Annotated in this window: 14 protein-coding genes; 10 read left to right on the top strand and 4 right to left on the bottom strand. The window is 64.5% G+C overall.

All coding sequences use genetic code 11. From position 1 onward, the window contains the following. Window positions 1–22 precede the first annotated feature (22 nt). The 3 genes from I6F38_RS25200 to I6F38_RS25190 are packed head-to-tail and all read left to right on the top strand — an operon-like array spanning window position 23 to window position 2,096. Entirely contained in the window at window positions 23–862 is an 840-nt protein-coding gene (locus I6F38_RS25200; protein WP_225162234.1) for a dienelactone hydrolase family protein, read from the top strand. Continuing rightward, window positions 859–1,602, top strand: a complete 744-nt coding sequence (locus tag I6F38_RS25195) for a haloacid dehalogenase type II (protein ID WP_225162233.1) — start codon at window positions 859–861, stop codon at window positions 1,600–1,602. Before I6F38_RS25200 ends, I6F38_RS25195 begins: the two co-directional genes overlap by 4 nt. 20 nt (window positions 1,603–1,622) lie before the next feature. Continuing rightward, a complete protein-coding gene (locus I6F38_RS25190) occupies window positions 1,623–2,096 on the top strand; it encodes a YbaK/EbsC family protein (RefSeq protein WP_225162232.1) in 474 nt (157 codons plus the stop codon). On the opposite strand, the gene I6F38_RS25185 is transcribed toward I6F38_RS25190, so the two are convergent. The 4 genes from I6F38_RS25185 to I6F38_RS25170 form a co-directional block, all read right to left on the bottom strand. After that, complete coding sequence (locus tag I6F38_RS25185) at window positions 2,093–2,473, bottom strand: hypothetical protein (RefSeq protein WP_225162231.1); 381 nt, start codon at window positions 2,471–2,473, stop codon at window positions 2,093–2,095. The two genes, I6F38_RS25190 and I6F38_RS25185, sit on opposite strands and share 4 nt — an antisense overlap. A gap of 141 nt (window positions 2,474–2,614) precedes the next feature. Further along, window positions 2,615–3,604, bottom strand: a complete 990-nt coding sequence (locus tag I6F38_RS25180) for a tripartite tricarboxylate transporter substrate binding protein (protein ID WP_225162230.1) — start codon at window positions 3,602–3,604, stop codon at window positions 2,615–2,617. Between the two features lie 448 nt (window positions 3,605–4,052). Further along, entirely contained in the window at window positions 4,053–6,488 is a 2,436-nt protein-coding gene (locus I6F38_RS25175) for a hypothetical protein (protein WP_225162229.1), read from the bottom strand. A 171-nt stretch (window positions 6,489–6,659) separates the two neighbouring features. Then, window positions 6,660–7,574, bottom strand: coding sequence for a LysR family transcriptional regulator (locus I6F38_RS25170; protein ID WP_016846155.1), 915 nt, complete (start codon window positions 7,572–7,574; stop codon window positions 6,660–6,662). Window positions 7,575–7,691: 117 nt separating this feature from the next. Between I6F38_RS25170 and I6F38_RS25165 the strand changes: the two genes are divergently transcribed. From I6F38_RS25165 to I6F38_RS25135, 7 genes are all read left to right on the top strand, one after another. Beyond that, on the top strand, window positions 7,692–8,444 hold the full coding sequence (locus I6F38_RS25165; RefSeq protein ID WP_225162228.1) for an SDR family oxidoreductase: 753 nt from the start codon (window positions 7,692–7,694) through the stop codon (window positions 8,442–8,444). Between the two features lie 75 nt (window positions 8,445–8,519). After that, window positions 8,520–9,218, top strand: a complete 699-nt coding sequence (locus I6F38_RS25160) for a pirin family protein (protein ID WP_225162227.1) — start codon at window positions 8,520–8,522, stop codon at window positions 9,216–9,218. Window positions 9,219–9,368: 150 nt separating this feature from the next. Continuing rightward, a complete protein-coding gene (gene wrbA / locus I6F38_RS25155; RefSeq protein ID WP_225162226.1) occupies window positions 9,369–9,968 on the top strand; it encodes an NAD(P)H:quinone oxidoreductase in 600 nt (199 codons plus the stop codon). A gap of 248 nt (window positions 9,969–10,216) precedes the next feature. Then, complete coding sequence (locus I6F38_RS25150; RefSeq protein WP_225162225.1) at window positions 10,217–11,833, top strand: B12-binding domain-containing radical SAM protein; 1,617 nt, start codon at window positions 10,217–10,219, stop codon at window positions 11,831–11,833. Between the two features lie 132 nt (window positions 11,834–11,965). Continuing rightward, entirely contained in the window at window positions 11,966–12,913 is a 948-nt protein-coding gene (locus I6F38_RS25145) for a DUF5996 family protein (RefSeq protein ID WP_225162224.1), read from the top strand. A gap of 327 nt (window positions 12,914–13,240) precedes the next feature. After that, window positions 13,241–14,347 (top strand): cellulase family glycosylhydrolase, encoded by a 1,107-nt coding sequence (locus I6F38_RS25140; RefSeq protein ID WP_225162223.1) that lies wholly within the window; start codon window positions 13,241–13,243, stop codon window positions 14,345–14,347. Window positions 14,348–14,398: 51 nt separating this feature from the next. Continuing rightward, the gene (locus I6F38_RS25135; protein WP_225162222.1) at window positions 14,399–15,958 is read left to right on the top strand and encodes a hypothetical protein; all 1,560 of its coding nucleotides are present in this window, start codon (window positions 14,399–14,401) and stop codon (window positions 15,956–15,958) included. Window positions 15,959–16,005 lie beyond the last annotated feature (47 nt).

Below are 16,005 nucleotides of genomic sequence, written 5' to 3'. Positions count from 1 at the left end.
CGGCAAGCTTCGGAGGTGGTTCATGACGAACTTCACCGGACTTGCCACCCTCTCCGCACTCCTGATCGGAAGCGCAGGGCTCTGCTGCGCGGCACGCGGCGGGCAGCCGCCCGCGTTCGTCGAATTCGAGAGCCCGCTTGCAAATGCGCAGCCGCTGCAAGGCTATCTGCGAACACCCGACGGACCGGGCCCCTCACCCGCCGTGGTGCTGCTGCACGGCTGCGGCGGCTTCTTCAAGCAACTCGACGAGCGCTGGGGCAAGCGCTTGGCGGCCTGGGGCTATGTCACGCTCACGGTCGACCGGTTCGGGCCGCGCGGCATCAGCAGCGCCTGCACGGGCAGCGCGCCGGCGGCAACCGTCCATGACGCCTATCGTGCGCTGAGCTATCTCGCGCGGCAATCGGCGGTCGATCCCGGTCGCGTCGCGGTGGTCGGGTTCTCGCAAGGCGCCTGGCTCGCCCTGCTCTCGGTCGAGCGTGGCGCGATCGAACATAACGCGGCAGAGAAATTCCGCGCGGCCGTCGCGTTCTACCCGCCCTGCCTCAGCATCAAGGGCGACATGACGGTGCCGACGCTGATCATGGTCGGCGAACTCGACGACTGGACGCCGGCCAAGGAGTGCCGGACCCTGGCCGAGGGCCGCGACGACTACGGCATCTCCCGGCAGAATAGTGCGGGACACCCGATCGAGCTGATCGTCTATCCCGGCGCCTATCACGGTTTCGACGTGCCACATTACAGCACGCCGGTGCAGATGCTGGGTCATCACCTCGAATTCAACGAGGTGGCCAGGGATCAATCCATCGACGCACTCAGGAAATTCCTGTATGCGACAATCGGCGGGCAAGAGAGATCACAATGACCATCAAGGCAATCGTCTTCGACGCCTACGGCACACTCTACGACGTCCAGTCGGTGGCCGACGTCACCGAGGATGCGTTTCCCGGCTATGGCGACATCATCACGCAGGTCTGGCGCATCAAACAGCTCGAATACTCCTGGCTGCGTTCGCTGATGCGGCGCTACCAGGATTTCGCCGTCGTAACCCGCGACTCCCTCGCCTACACGCTGCGCTGCCTCGGCCTGCAATATGACGCGGCGACCTTCGCCCGCATCATCGACAAATATCAGCATCTGGCGCTGTATCCGGATGCGGTCGGCGCGCTCGAGGCGATGAAGGGCAAGAAGCTCGCGATCCTGTCCAACGGCAGCCTCGACATGCTGAATGCGCTGGTGCGCAATTCAGGCCTCGACCGCGTGCTCGATGCGACCATCAGCGTCGATGCCCACAAGGTGTTCAAGCCGGCGCCGGAGGCCTACACGCTGATCGAGGAGGTGCTGAAAGTACCGCCGGCGGAGGTGCTGTTCATCTCCTCCAATCCGTGGGACGCCTGCGGTGCCAAGTCGTTCGGCCTCAACGTCGCCTGGATCGAGCGGGTGACGCCGCAAGCGATGGCGCTGGCCTGCGTCGAAAGCGAGACGGTCGCTCCATTGACGATGTTCAAGGCGCTACGTACCCAGATGGACGAGCTCGGCGTCGTGCCCGATCACCGGATCCACGGTCTCTCCGAACTTCCTGCCCTGGTGTCTGCCAGATCCTGACTAGCAAGGTCCTGAACAACATGAGCCTCGAGTCCGTCCGCGCCTTCTTCGCCGAGAAGGCGCCCGAAATCTCCGTGATCGAATCCAACACGAGCTCCGCGACCGTCGTGCTGGCGGCGGAGGCCTATGGCGTCGAGCCGGCGCGAATCGCCAAGACGCTGAGCCTGCGGGTCGGCGACCGCGTAGTGCTGATCGTCGCCGCCGGGACGTCGCGGATGGACAACAAGAAGGTGAAGGCGGCGTTCGGCGGCAAGCCGAAGATGCTCGGCCTCGACGAGGTCGCCGACATCACAGGCCACGAGGTCGGCGGCGTCTGCCCGTTCGGGCTGAAGGCGCCGCTGCCGGTCTATTGCGACGTATCGCTGAAGGCATTCGATGTCGTGGTGCCGGCGGCAGGCTCGACCCATAGCGCGGTCCGCATCACGCCCGACAGGATGGCGGAACTGACCGCGGCCGAATGGGTCGACGTCTGCGAAGTCAGACCTGGGGACTAGTCCTCATCGTCGAACGGGGGCCGCGATGGCGCCGGCTGCACCGGCTGTGGTGCACGCGGCCGTTGCTGCATCTGCGGCTGCTGCGGCGCGCGGCCCTGCGCTTGCGGCTGCTGGGCCCGGCCCTGCGTCTGCGGCTGTTGCGCGTTCGATTCGAACACGGCACGACAACTGTTGGAAAGTTGCGGCGTGTTCTGCCGCAGGCAAGCCACGATGCGCTGCACGTCGGGCACTTGGTCGCTGCAGAGCCGCCACACGTCCGGTGTGCACGCCATCTGCTGTTCCCAGGTTCCCCGATACTCCTCGGCGACGGCTGCCGTTGCCGTGACAGCTCCGCCGATCGCTATGGCAAGGCTCAGGACGATCCGCTGCGATCGCATGTCGGGCTCCCGTTGTTCCAGATACTGGCCCGCGCGCGCATGTTCCCGCGCCGCGATTTGCTCCAAAGCTGCCCAATGAATGCGGCCAAGGATCGTTCGCGCGGACAACTAAAAGTGAAGAGAGTTTGTCCCGGGAGTTCCCTATTCGACCTTGCCGATCTTCTTCACCGCCGCGATCAACCGCGCGCTGTCATCTGCAACAAATTTTGAGAACGCCGGCGCGTCCATATAGGCGACCGGACTGCCCGCAGTCTCGAAAGTCTTGATCACCTCCGGCGCCTTCACGGCATCAGCCATCGCCGCGCGCAGCCGCTCCATGATCGGCGCCGGCAGCGCTGATTGCGCGAACAGTCCCGCCCAGATGTAGAACTCGACGTCCTTGTAGCCGAGTTCCTTGAAGGTCGGCAGATCGGGGAAGCTCGCGATCCGCTCGGCGCCCCAATTGGCGAGCACGCGCATCTTGCCGTCCTCGACCTGCTGCTTGAGCGTGCCCGGCGCCGACGCCAATGCCTGCACGGTGCCGGAAAGCAGTGCGGTGAGCGCCGGGCCTGCGCCGCGGAACGGCACGTGCAGCAGCTTGATTCCTGCGCTCGCCGCGAACATCTCCATCGCGACATGCAGCGTGCCGTACGGACCGGACGAGCCGTAGGGGATCTGTCCCGGGCGTTTCTTCGCGTCGTCGACGAATTCCTGCAGCGTCTTCCACGGCGCCGAGGCCGGCACCGCCAGCAGCGTCGGGTCGGCGAGCACGCGCGCGATCGGCGCGAACTGCGACACCTCGTAGGCAACCGGACGATCGAACAGCCGGTCGGCCTCCGGCAGCACCGCGAGCGAGGACAGCGTCATCAGCAGCGTATAGCCGTCGGGCTCGGCGCGCGCCGCCTGCGCATTGCCGATCGATCCGCCTGCTCCGCCGGCGCGATTGTCGACGATCACGGGCTTGCCGAGGATACGCTCCAGCGCGAGCGCCACCGGCCGCGCCGCAAGGTCCGCCTGGCCGCCGGCCGGAAACGGCACGATCATCGTGATGTTGCGGTTGGGATAGGCGCCTTGCGCAAACGCGGAGTTGGCGAGCGCAGTCTGCGCAAGCGGCAATGCGGCGACGGCGCGCAGGAGTTCGCGGCGATTCATCGAGAGTTTCTCCCCAGTCATCTTTCTTGGCGATCGCAACCGATCGCGATGCCGCGGTCAGAGCCGCGGTTGGTCGCATGGTGCAGGAGCGGAGCGCTGATCTCAAGCGTCCCGCGCGTCGCATCTGACGCCGACTGACCGATGGGGAAGATCGAGCCTGGTCGGGCCGAGTGCACGCTGAGATTCGATCGAATAACGACGGCGCTGTGCTCCCTCTCCCCGTTCTTACGGGGAGAGGGTTGGGGTGAGGGGCTGCCTCCGCGTAAACGGCGACAGTTGGACTTGTGGAGGCTCCCCCTCACCCGGAACGCATCTAACGATGCGTCATAGCCGAAGCTCCGCTTCGGCGTTCTTGAGAACGGCCGCCAAAGGCGGCCTATACCTCTCCCCGCACGCGGGGCGAGGTAAAGCTGAATCCGCTGCGCGATGTGATGTAAGTCATCTTGCTCTAGCGCTTGCGCGCCGCCTTGCGGCTCTTTCCGACCGACCGCTTGCTGGCCGCGCCGCGCTTGGTCGCGGTCTTCTTGCTGGCCGCCGCGCGGCGAACCGGAACGGCTGCGGCCGGCTGCTTGCGCGCCGGCGCCTTCTTCGGCGCCTTCCTGGCCGTTTCCCTCGCAGCTTTCCTGGCGGCCTTCTTCGCTGCTTGCGGACGCGCGCGTCGCGCGGTTGTCGTGGTGCGGCGCCGCGTGCTGCTTCCTCCGATCGGAACGAGGTGGTCGTCGGCATCCAGTGTGAGCTGCTGGAGCGGAAACGCCGGCAGGAAGCTCGGGTCGTTGTAGAGCTTGCTCAAACTGTCCTGATCGAACTTGCCGCCCTGCCCGCGATCCTCGCCCGCGCCGGCGCGCCAGGCCGCTTCCCAGACCCGGGCCAGGGTCTTGGCACCGTCCTGCATGCAGGCCGCGGTGGCATCCTTCAGCTTCGACCACAGCGCCTCGACCTGGCCGCTGCCCATGTGGGAGTTGAACAGGTTGACGATGGTCATCGGCGGCAGCCGCTTCACGGTCCGCTGCATCAGCGCGACCACGGCAACCGCGGCGTCGCGGCCGGTCGGGGTGCCGCCCGGGACGATCTCCGCGACGTCGCTGGTCCTGGCGTCAGGGATCATCTTGATGAGATCCTTGCCGTGGCGGCCGATCATCGTGGTCTCGTACACGCTGTGCACCTTGGCATGCGCCTTGTCGTTCGGATCGAGGCCATGGTGGAATTGCGAGATATGCAGCGGCTGGCAGGCATCGCCGATGTAATGTGCGACGATGCCCGCGGCGCAGACGAATTCCAACTTCTTGTTGGCGGCGGCATACTCGACCATCTCGTCAAAAATCTGCCAGACCCGGAACGGCAATGCACCGCGCCGGTCCTCGCCGATCCCTTCGTAATAGTCGTTCCAGACCTTCGGATCGACGTTGCGCGTCGACTCCGCGCAAAGATCGAGCAGCGTCTTCCCGTCCCTGCCGGGCTTGTCCATGTCGGCGAAATGGTTGCTTTCGTCGGTGTGCCGGGTGAAGCGCCACACCAGGTCGGCGACATCGGCCAGCGGCGAGAATGTGCCTCGCTGATGCGGCTTGAGGTCGACGAGCAGCTTGTCGTCGAGGCCGATATTGTCGGAATTGGCGTCCATCATGGTGGCGAGCTTGGGCAACTTCGCATCGATCAGACCGGTCGCGTAGGCGCCGATCTTGACGTGGCCCCATTCGCCCCAATACTCGGTGTGACCGGCGTTCCAGTCGCCGATCAACTCGACATCGAGTTCGCGGCACAGCGTCGCCATGCAGATGCCGAGCGCAACCTGCATCGGGACCTTGCCGCTCGATCCGAACAATTCCTGGCCGCCCCATTCGAGCGCCAGGGGACTGAGGATCCGCGCGCCGCTGGCGTTCTTCTTGGCGTCCGGATCGTCGACAAACCAGACCGTGCCGGAGTCGCCCGGATAATTGTTGAGCGGCGTGTCGCCGTCGCGCGGGCCGATCACGAAATCGCTGACATATTCCACGCCGCCGACGGTCTTGTAGCGATAGAACAGGCCGAGGATCTTGCCCTTCATCAATCCGCTGGTCGCACCGAACGCGATCAGCGGCTGGTTGATGATGTCGAGACGGAAGGTGCCGACATTGAGGTCGACGACGTCGCCGACCTGGCCGACGCCGTAAACCTGTGCGGTCCAGCCCTTGACGTCATCGACGCGGATCAGGCCGGCATCGAGATTGGCCACCACGCGCGAGCCGGGCCAGCCGGGATAGACCTCGCTAAAGGCGCGCTTGCCGAGTTGCAGCGCATCGCTGACGCCGAGGCGGCGGTCGGTGTTCTTGAAGCCGGCGAAGATCTCGCGACCGGCGGCGCCGACCACGTGACGGTTGGAGAGCGCAAACACCGTCTCGCCATTGGTGACGAGACAGCCGATCGAGCCGCGGTGGATTTTGCCCTGGATCATGGTCTGCACCGGAAAGCCGCCGCCGACCAGATCGCTCTTGAACACCGGCGGATCGACGGTGCCGGGGCTGCCGTCGTTCGGATCGACCTTGACGACGCAGGTGGGCACGACGCGACCATCCGGCAGATAGAGGAACGGAGGCACCAGCTGGTCCTGCTTCTCGGGGTGGTTCTTCAGCTCGGAGCGCTTCATCCAGTCGCGGACGAAGACGAGGATGCAGGGCCACGACCAGTCCTTGACCGACGAATTGAACAGCGTGCGCGGTCCGAGTGCCTGCGGCTTGGAGTGCGCCTTTCTTTCCGTCGCGTTGCGGTCGTTGTCCCGGATCAGATAGCGGCCGATCGCCGTGGCGTAGACCGATTGCAGATGGGCCAGATGCACGTGATAGGCCTCGCGGGCATCGAGCAGATCCTTCACCGACAATGACGTGAAGTCATGCTTGGTCAGATCAATCATCTGGTTCCTCCGAAAATGCGCTTTGCGGCAACACCGGTGCAGGACGCAGAAATAGACGATCGCGGCAGCCCTCGATCGTGGGTTAGTTCACATAAGCAATACAATTTAAAAGGGATGACACGAATGTGACGGGGCGGGTCGGATGTCCCTCCACCGGTCGCGTGCGGATTTCTATTTCCGCTGCGCGCGCCCTTTGGCGAAATGCTTCGCCAGGAAATCCGCCAGCACCTCGACGCGCGCGGGCCGCGGGCCGCCGGGCGGGGTGACGAGATGCACGGCGCCCTCGGGCTGCTTCCAGCCTTTCAGGATCACCTCGACCTCGCCGCGCGCGATCGCGTCGCCGACGATGAAGTCGGGCAGATCGGCGATGCCGAGACCGGCGAGCAGCGCGGGCATCACAGCCTCGCCATTATTGACCCGGAGCTGGCCGGCGGGACGCACGCTCGCCTGCTCGCCCGACGCGTTGGTGTAGTGCCAGACGCCCTGAGTCGAGAGATAGGCGTAGCCGAAGCATTTGTGCTCGGCGAGATGCATCGGATGGGTCGGCCGGCCGTGGCGCTTCAGATAGGACGGCGCGGCCACCGTGTAGCGCGGCATGCCACACAGCCGCCGCGCGATCAGTGAGGAATCCGGCAGCCGCGCGATGCGCAGGCCAGCATCAAAGCCCTCGCCGATCAGGTCGACCGTGGCATCGCTCAAGTGCAGGTCGATCGAAACCTCCGGATAGGCCTCCATGAATTCCGGCAGCAGCGGCGCCACCGTCTTGATGCCGAAGCTCATCGGCACCGCGAGCCGCACCAGGCCGCGCGGCGTGGTCGATTGCGCCAGCGCCTCGTTCTCGGCGGCCTCGCCGTCGGCGAGCAGCCGCGCGGCGCGCTCCGACAATTTCTGGCCGGCATCGGTCAGCGCCAGCCGCCGCGAGGTGCGGTTGAACAGCCGGGCACCGAGGCGCTCCTCCAGCCGGCTGACCGCCTTGGACACCGTCGCCTTGGACAGCGAGAGCTCGGTCGCGGCCGCCGCAAACGACCGTAATTCCACGACTTTTGCGAAGATCGCGAGCGCCTCGAAGTCCGGCAGTTTCGACATGGGCCGCTGTCCTGATTGCTCAATACTGGAAACAATGAGTTTCAATAGTTTCTATTTCTATACCAAAGCCGGAGGCATATCCAAGTGCCATCCAAATTCAACCGATGGAGAAATCCAATGACAAAGAAGCTCTCAGGCAAGGTTGCCCTCGTCACCGGCGGTTCGCGCGGCATCGGCGCGGCCAGCGCTCGTGCACTCGCCGCGGAAGGTGCGAGCGTCGCGATCAGCTACGTCGCCTCTCCCGAGAAAGCCGAGGCCGTGGTCGCCGAATTGAAGGGCAAGGGCGTCAACGCCCGCGCCTACAAGGCCGACCAGGCCTCGTCATCCGATGTCGATCAGCTGGTGAAGACCGTCGCCGAGGATTTTGGCCGGCTCGACATCCTGGTCAACAACGCCGGTGTCGCATCGGGCGGCGCGGTCGACGATCCCAAGGCCGACACCGCGACGCTCGCTCGCCAGGAGGCGATCAACATCGACGGCGTGATCACCGCGATCCGCGCCGCCTCGAAGCTGATGGGTGAAGGCGGCCGCATCGTCACCGTCGGCTCCATGCTGGCGGACCGCGCCTCGTTCCCGGGCCTTGCCGACTACGTCGCCACCAAGGCGGCCGTCGTCGGCTACACCAAGGGCGCGGCGCGCGACCTCGGACCGCGCGGCATCACGGTGAATGTGGTGCAGCCGGGCTCGATCGACACCGACATGAACCCGAAGGACGGTGGCGAGTTTGCCGAGACGCAACGCCTGCAGCATGCGCTGCAGCGCTTCGGCCGCCCGGAGGAAGTCGCAGCAGGCGTCGTGTTCCTGGCAAGCCCGGAAGCCTCGTTCGTGACCGGCACCGTGCTCAACGTCGACGGCGGCTTCGGCGCCTGATCGCAAAATTTTCTGGAGACGCCGGGCGCGGTGTGCCCGGCCCGCTCCTCAACATCGACATCAAGGGGAATGACCATGATCGAACTCAGACCATTCGCAAAGCTCGGCGGCGCCGACCACGGCTGGCTGAAGGCCAAGCACCACTTCTCGTTCGCGAGCTACTACGATCCCGACAATGTCAGCCACGGCGCGCTGCGCGTCTGGAACGACGACGAGATCGCGCCCAACTCCGGCTTCCCGGCGCATCCGCACGCCAACATGGAGATCATCACCTATGTTCGCGAAGGCGCAATCACGCACCAGGACTCGCTCGGCAACAAGGGACGCACCGAAGCCGGCGACGTGCAGGTGATGAGCGCCGGCAGCGGCATCCGTCACTCCGAGTACAATCTGGAGCCGGCGAAGACCAAGATCTTCCAGATCTGGATCGAGCCGACGACGAAGGGCGGCCACCCGACCTGGGGCTCGAAGCCGTTCCCGAAGGCGGACCGCTCCGGCAAGCTCGTCACCATCGCCTCGGGTATCGACGGCGACGACGACGCGCTGCCGATCCGTGCCGATGCGCGGGTGCTCGCCACCACGCTGAAGGCCGGCGAGAGCGCGGAATACGAGGCCGACAAGGCCCGTCACCTCTATCTGGTGCCGGCGGCCGGCAGCATCGAGGTCAACGGCGTGCGCGTCAATGCCCGCGACGGCGCCGCGATCCGCGACGAGGCCAAGCTGAAGATCACCGCGCTCGAGGATGCCGAGCTCGTGCTCGTCGACGCGGCGTAAGTACCACATCCACACTTCGGCATGCCCGGGTTTGACCCGGGCATCCATCGGGCTTCGCAAGAGTTCTTCGTTTGATGGATTGCCGGGTCAAGCCCGGCAATGACGGGGTTCCTTAACTTCACCCTACTGCCAAACCACAAGGAGGCCATCATGGCCAAGGTTCTCGTTCTCTATTACTCCGCCTACGGTCACATCGAAGCGATGGCGAATGCCGTGGCGGAAGGCGCGCGCGAAGCCGGCGTCACCGTCGACATCAAGCGCGTCCCCGAGCTGGTGCCGGCCGAAGTCGCCAAGGCCTCGTACTACAAGCTCGACCAGGCCGCGCCGATCGCCAAGATCGACGATCTCGCCAACTACGATGCGATCATCGTCGGCACCGGCACCCGGTTCGGCCGCATGGCCTCGCAGATGGCCAACTTCCTCGACCAGGCCGGCGGCCTCTGGGCCAAGGGCGCGCTGCACGGCAAGGTCGGCGGCGCCTTCACCTCGAGCGCGACCCAGCATGGCGGCCAGGAGACCACGCTGTTCTCGATCATCACCAACCTCCTGCATTTCGGCATGACGGTGGTCGGCCTGAACTACGGCTTTGCCGGACAGATGAAGCTCGACGAGGTCACCGGCGGCGCGCCCTACGGCGCAACCACGATCACCGGCGGCGACGGCAGCCGCCGGCCGAGCGAGAACGAACTCGCCGGCGCCCGCTATCAGGGCCGCGCGATCGCGGAGACCGCGAGGAAACTTCACGGCTGATGCGACGGGGGCGGCATTCTCGTTCGCGATTGCCGCCCCTGCCTAAGTCGCGACGTCGTTCCCGGACAACGGCGCAAGAGCGATCGCTCCTCGAACGCCAAGAGACGCCGAGAGACGCCAAGAAAGGCCGATAATCGACGTAATAGGCGTCCATGCCCAAAATAGCCTGACAATTGGCCGCGAATTGAGCTCTTGAGCGGCGACAAGCCACGTGTCATCGTGCCCGTCAATATCCAGGCCGGAGCAACATGACGGTTCCCTGTCGCGTCCTAATGATCTATCCGAAGTTCGTTCAGGACTCCTTCTGGAACTATACGGAAGCTTGTGAACTCGTCGATGCGAAGTATCCGGCGGCGCCGCTCGGACTGATCACCGTTGCCGCCATGCTGCCGAAGCATTGGGATATTCGCCTCATCAACCGTAACACCGAGCCCTTGACGGACGCCGATCTCGACTCGGCCGATCTTGTCATGATCGGCGGCATGCTCAACCAGCAGCCTGATTTTCTCCACCTGATCGATCTCGCACACCGGCACGGCAAGCCGGTATGTGTCGGCGGACCTGACGTCTCCTCCAGCCCGCATCTTTACGCCGACGCGGACTTCCAGGTGATCGGTGAGGCAGAGCAAATCATTCAGCAATTTGTCGCCGCCTGGGAAAGCGGAGAGCGCAAGGGCGTGTTCGTCGCCGAGAAATTCAAGATCGACGTCACGCTAAGCCCGATGCCCCGCTATGACCTGATCAATTTCGACCACTATCTCTTCATTGGCGTGCAATATTCACGTGGCTGCCCGTTCACCTGCGAGTTCTGCGATATTATCGAGCTGTATGGTCGTGTGCCGCGCACCAAGACCCCCGATCAAATTCTCGCTGAGTTGCAAGCGCTCTACGATCACGGTTATCGCGGACATGTCGATTTCGTCGACGACAACTTCATCGGGAACAAGAAAAACCTCCGCATCCTGCTGCCGCAGCTCAAAGCCTGGCTGGAGGAGCGAGACTATCCGTTCGAGTTTTCGACGGAAGCCTCGATCAATATCGCTGACGACAGCGAGCTGTTGCAGGCGATGAAGGACGCGAACTTCTTCGGGATTTTCGTCGGCATTGAGAGCCCGGATCCGGAGACCCTCGTGCAGATGAAGAAGAAGCAGAACACCCGGCGCGACATCGCCGAATGCATTCACAAGATCTATGGCTACGGCATGTTCGTCACCGCGGGTTTCATCGTCGGGTTCGATACCGAGAAAGCCTCGATGGGGCACGCGATGATCGACTTCATCGAGGAGGCGAGCATTCCAGTCTGCATGGTTGGACTGCTCTATGCACTGCCGGGCACACAGCTGACGCGGCGGCTGGCGAAGGAAGGCCGCCTGCACGAAGGCCACGATCTCATGAAAGTCGAGCAGGCGGGCGACCAATGCACGCTCGGCTGCAATTTCGACACCATACGTCCGCTGCGTGACATCCTTGAGGACTACAAGGCCGTGATCGGGCACGTGTTCGACCCGACGGCCTATGCAGGACGGCTGTCGCGGCTCGCCGCCATGCTCGACCGGTCCGACCGGCGCCGCGACCTGCCGGATGGCGACATACGCAAGAGGCTTGGCGGCATCGAGGGCGTGCACACGATCATGCGTGCCCTGCCGGAGGTCCGCGAACCGTTCTGGAAGACCTTCGTCGAGGTCGCCAAGTCCAATCCGGGCGCGCTTCGCTACATCGTGATGCTGATGGCGCTGTATTTGCATTTCGGGCCATTCTCGAAACACGTGATCCGTGAGATTGACCGCCGGATTGCCGCCCTCGACGATATGCCGCCGGTGAGGACCACGGAGCTTGGGCCGCGAACTAACCTACGTGCGGTTTGACGGCAAAGCGCGTTCGTGCGCTTCGCCGACCAGAGCACGTCGCGCGGAACGAGAGGATCGGTTCCCCAAGGTCATCGCGACCAATTCGTAATAGCCGAAACACTGTACGTCGCGCAGCCCAGAGGTTTTGTCATGACCGACACACAGAAGACCCGCTGGCCGGAACTGCCGACCGCGGCGTGGCGCGACAGCTGTGCCACGCTCCAGCTATTCACCCAGATCGCCGGCAAGATGCGGCTGGCGAAGTCGCCCTGGCTCAATCACTCCTGGCACGTCACGCTCTATGTCACGGCGCGCGGGCTGACGACCTCGCCGATCCCCGACGGCGATCGCACGTTCCAGATCGACTTCGATTTCATCGATCACGTGCTCCGCATCTCGACCAGCGACGGCACCGAACGGCAATTCGCGCTGGCCGGTCAATCGGTCGCAAGCTTCTACGCGGCGGTCATGAGCAATCTGAAGGACCTCGGCATCGACGTCGCCATTGACGAGACACCGAACGAAGTCGCCGATCCGATCCGCTTTTCGCAGGATACGCAGCATGCGTCGTACGACGCGGATGCCGTGCGCCGGTTTCACCAGATCCTTGTGAACTGCGATCGCGTGTTCAAGCAATTCCGGACCGGCTTTCTCGGCAAGGCGAGCCCGGTGCATTTCTTCTGGGGCAGCTTCGATCTCGCGGTGACGCGGTTTTCCGGCAGAACCGCGCCGCGGCATCCCGGCGGCGTGCCCCATTTGCCCGACGAGGTGGCACACGAGGCTTATTCGCACGAGGTCAGCAGCGCCGGCTTCTGGCCGGGCGGCGGCGCGATCGATTATCCCGCGTTCTATTCCTACGCCTATCCGGAACCCGCGGGCTATCGCAGCGCGCCGGTACGGCCCGATGCTGCGTTCTTCAGCGAGGCGCTTGGCGAATTCATCCTGCCCTACGACGCCGTGCGGACGGCTGCGGACCCCGACAAGGCGCTGCTCGAATTCCTGCAATCGAGCTATGAGGCCGCGGCCATCAACGCGAACTGGGACCGTGCTGCGCTGGAATGCGCACCGGGCCAGCCGGGCGTGGTCCGAGGGGTCTAGCGGCGCGCTGTGCCGGCGGCTCAATCCTCTTCGCGCGACGGCGTCGCCTTGCCGAGCGCCTGCTTCAGCCGCGCGGAGAATTTCGGATAGTGACGCAGCGCCAGCACGGCGCGGTCGCGACCAAGCGCTTTGCGATTCTCGTGGATAGTCGGCGAAGGCGCATAAGTTAAATTTTCGTGTTACGCCTTTACCGCATCGTTGCATCGCCGAGCTATCTTTCGGACGACGCCCCGCAACCCCGGCCGGCTCGAACACTACAGGCAGTATATTCGTGAGCGCCCCGCAACCCGTCACGATCCCGCGACAACCATCGCACGCTGATCGGTCATGACGCGGCCATCGATCCTTGCCCTCGCGGTCAGCGCGTCGATTCTGCTGTCGGTCGCCGCGCGGGCCTGTCCCGCCTTGATCGACGGCGTCCCGGCCGAACGGCTCAAGGCGCTGTCACGCGGCGTCAATGCCGACGGCTGGATCGCCGATCCGCGGTCGGCGCCGCCCCGCGCCCTGTTGCTTGAACTGCGCAAGGCCGGCATGACCCACATCCGGCTGCCGATGCCCGCCGACTTCGTCATGCCGCGCTTCGCCGCGAAAGCCGAGATCGACGGCCGCCTGCGCACCATCGATGCGGCGCTCAAGACCCTGCTCGCGCTCGGCTATGCGGTGTCGATCGACCTGCATTCCGGCGAGCGCTTCAACGCGCTGCACAAGGACGATCCCACCAGTGCGATGATCGAAATGAAACGCGCCTGGACCGAGCTCGCACGGGTCATGCAGCGCTATCCGTCCGACCGTGTGTTTGCGGAACTGTTGAACGAGCCGGATGTCGAGGCCGCGCAATGGCAGGGCGAAGTCCGGGAGCTGGCCGGCCTCATTCGCGGCCTGCTGCCGCAGACCACGCTGGTCACCGGGCCGGTCAACTGGCAGCGCGCGGATTCGCTGCCGGATTTCATTCCGCTCGACGATCCGAACGTCGTCTATGCCATCCACTTCTACGATCCGATGGTGTTCACCCATCAGGCCCATTGGGATCCGGGTGAGCCGCTGCATGATGTCACCGGATTGCCCTATCCGGTCCGCGCCGACGATCCCGGGGTTCAGCAGCTGCGGGATCAGCTCACCGCGCTGGACAAGCGCAAGGCGCTCGCGATGGTGGACCGCGCCATTCCCGACCGCGGCATCGACAAATGGCTCGAACCGGCGGCCGCCTGGCAACGGCAATATTCGCGGCCGATCATCATCAATGAATTCGGTGTGCTCAAGGCCGGAGCGCCGCGCGACAGCCGGCTGCGCTGGCTCGCCGGCGTGACGGCCTACGCCCGGCAACAATGCTGGGGCTGGACCCATTGGGAGCTGTCGCAAGGCTTCGGCCTCGCCGACCCGGTCACCGGCAAGGTCGACCGCGAGGCGCTGAGGGCCCTGCTCGGGACCCGCTGACCCATCTGGTTAACCGGTTATTACACAATGCGCGGCTAGATCGACGATGCGGTGTGGCACGCCCACACGTCCGGTCACATTAGGTCAGAGCCTGTGCGAGCAGAGATAGCCCCGCGGCCGCTGTTGGCCGGCGATCTGATTCCTGCACTCGGCATCGCCGTGGCATCGATCGCATTCGCACCGATCATGCAGGCGGCAAACGCCGGGCTCGCGATCGTCGTCGAAAGTCTGATCGGCTGCGCCATCGTGCTCGCGGTGCCGGCCTACGCGCCGTCGATCGCCATCTTCATCATCTTCTTCCAGAACCTCTTCGTCTCGATCCTGTCGTCCTACATGACGACCGAGCAGGAGATGGATTTCGTCAAGGGCTACAATTTCCTGGTCATCGCGGTGATGTGGCTGGTCACGCTGGCGCTCTACGCGCTGCACGAGCGCAAACACTCCGCCGAGATCGACCGGATCATGAAATGGGGGTTGATCACGCTCGCAACCGTAACGGCGTATTTCCTGCTCGGCGCCACGCAGGATTCGCACGCGGCCCTCGTCTATCTGCGCAACATTGCGCTGCCGCTGTTTCTGTTTCAGCTATCGCTGCTGACGGCCGCAACCTTCGAGATCCGCATCACGCCGCTCCTGGTGACGGTTGCCGCGCTGCTGATCGTCTGCGGATATGTCGAACTGCTGTTCCGCGATTTCTGGCTCTCCATCACCAACGGCTACACGTTCTGGCATTTCGACGAGCTGAAGGCGACCCGCTCCGGATCCTGGGAAGCCGAGATGCGCGCAACCGGCAGGGTGCCGGTGGATCTGATCGATCGCTTCCGTTTCAGCTTTCTCAACAGCCCGTTGTTCGAGGACCTCGGCCTCTCGTCGTTGTTGCGCATCTTCGGACCGAATATGAGCCCGATCAGCTTCGGTTACGGGATCGCCTTCTCCATCCTGTTCCTGTTCGCGGTCGGATATCGCTGGCTGGCGCTGGCTGCGATTCCGCTGCTGATTTGCTGTAGCGTGAAGGGCGCGCTCATCCTGGTCATCTTCGTCGCCCTGGGCTGGACGGCAACCTGGCTGCTCGGCGCAACCGTCACCCTTGCCGTCGCGCTGGTCGGGCTCGTGCTGTACGCCATCGCCGCGATCTATATCGGACTCCAGATCGGCGACTTCCACGTGATCGGCTTCATGGGCGGATGGGACGGCTTTCGGCAGAATCCGATCGGCCGCGGACTTGGCGTCGGCGGCAATCTCTCCGAAGGCTACTTCTCGATCGATTGGAACGCCGCGCAGGCGGCCGGCACGATGGACGGCGCGGTAGAGAGCGCTGTCGGCGTGTTGCTGTACCAGATGGGGATCGGCTCACTGGTGCCGCTTGGCTACTTCCTGGCGATGGCGCTGAAGGCCTGGCGCCTCTACGCCTCGTCGGGAATCCTCAGCCAGGGGCTCGCCGCTTTCGGCACGATGGTCGTTCTGGTGAACGGCATCTTCCAGGAAGAGGCGCTGTTTGCGCCGCCGGCACTCGGGCTGTTGCTGTGCCTGACCGGGCTCGTGATCGGCCATCATCTGCGCACGCAAGGCGACGATCGGAAGGTCTCTGCGACCGTCAGTGCTCCTCAATGAGGAGGGGCCTCGTCGCAGTGCGACCGAGGCCCCGCTCAACCTGCGCC

Source organism: Bradyrhizobium sp. BRP56 (assembly GCF_020194035.1).
In the GTDB taxonomy this organism is placed as follows: Bacteria; Pseudomonadota; Alphaproteobacteria; order Rhizobiales; family Xanthobacteraceae; genus Bradyrhizobium; species Bradyrhizobium australafricanum.
Note: the sequence above shows the minus strand (reverse complement) of the source record. Positions and strands in the feature narration are given on the sequence as shown.

Coding starts and splice junctions, on each gene's coding strand:
- I6F38_RS25185 (WP_225162231.1), bottom strand. CDS start 2,473: ATGCGATCGCAGCGGATCGTCCTGAGCCTTGCCATAGCGATCGGCGGA.
- wrbA (WP_225162226.1), top strand. CDS start 9,369: ATGGCCAAGGTTCTCGTTCTCTATTACTCCGCCTACGGTCACATCGAA.
- I6F38_RS25150 (WP_225162225.1), top strand. CDS start 10,217: ATGACGGTTCCCTGTCGCGTCCTAATGATCTATCCGAAGTTCGTTCAG.
- I6F38_RS25195 (WP_225162233.1), top strand. CDS start 859: ATGACCATCAAGGCAATCGTCTTCGACGCCTACGGCACACTCTACGAC.
- I6F38_RS25160 (WP_225162227.1), top strand. CDS start 8,520: ATGATCGAACTCAGACCATTCGCAAAGCTCGGCGGCGCCGACCACGGC.
- I6F38_RS25200 (WP_225162234.1), top strand. CDS start 23: ATGACGAACTTCACCGGACTTGCCACCCTCTCCGCACTCCTGATCGGA.
- I6F38_RS25190 (WP_225162232.1), top strand. CDS start 1,623: ATGAGCCTCGAGTCCGTCCGCGCCTTCTTCGCCGAGAAGGCGCCCGAA.
- I6F38_RS25140 (WP_225162223.1), top strand. CDS start 13,241: ATGACGCGGCCATCGATCCTTGCCCTCGCGGTCAGCGCGTCGATTCTG.
- I6F38_RS25170 (WP_016846155.1), bottom strand. CDS start 7,574: ATGTCGAAACTGCCGGACTTCGAGGCGCTCGCGATCTTCGCAAAAGTC.
- I6F38_RS25145 (WP_225162224.1), top strand. CDS start 11,966: ATGACCGACACACAGAAGACCCGCTGGCCGGAACTGCCGACCGCGGCG.
- I6F38_RS25165 (WP_225162228.1), top strand. CDS start 7,692: ATGACAAAGAAGCTCTCAGGCAAGGTTGCCCTCGTCACCGGCGGTTCG.
- I6F38_RS25180 (WP_225162230.1), bottom strand. CDS start 3,604: ATGAATCGCCGCGAACTCCTGCGCGCCGTCGCCGCATTGCCGCTTGCG.
- I6F38_RS25175 (WP_225162229.1), bottom strand. CDS start 6,488: ATGATTGATCTGACCAAGCATGACTTCACGTCATTGTCGGTGAAGGAT.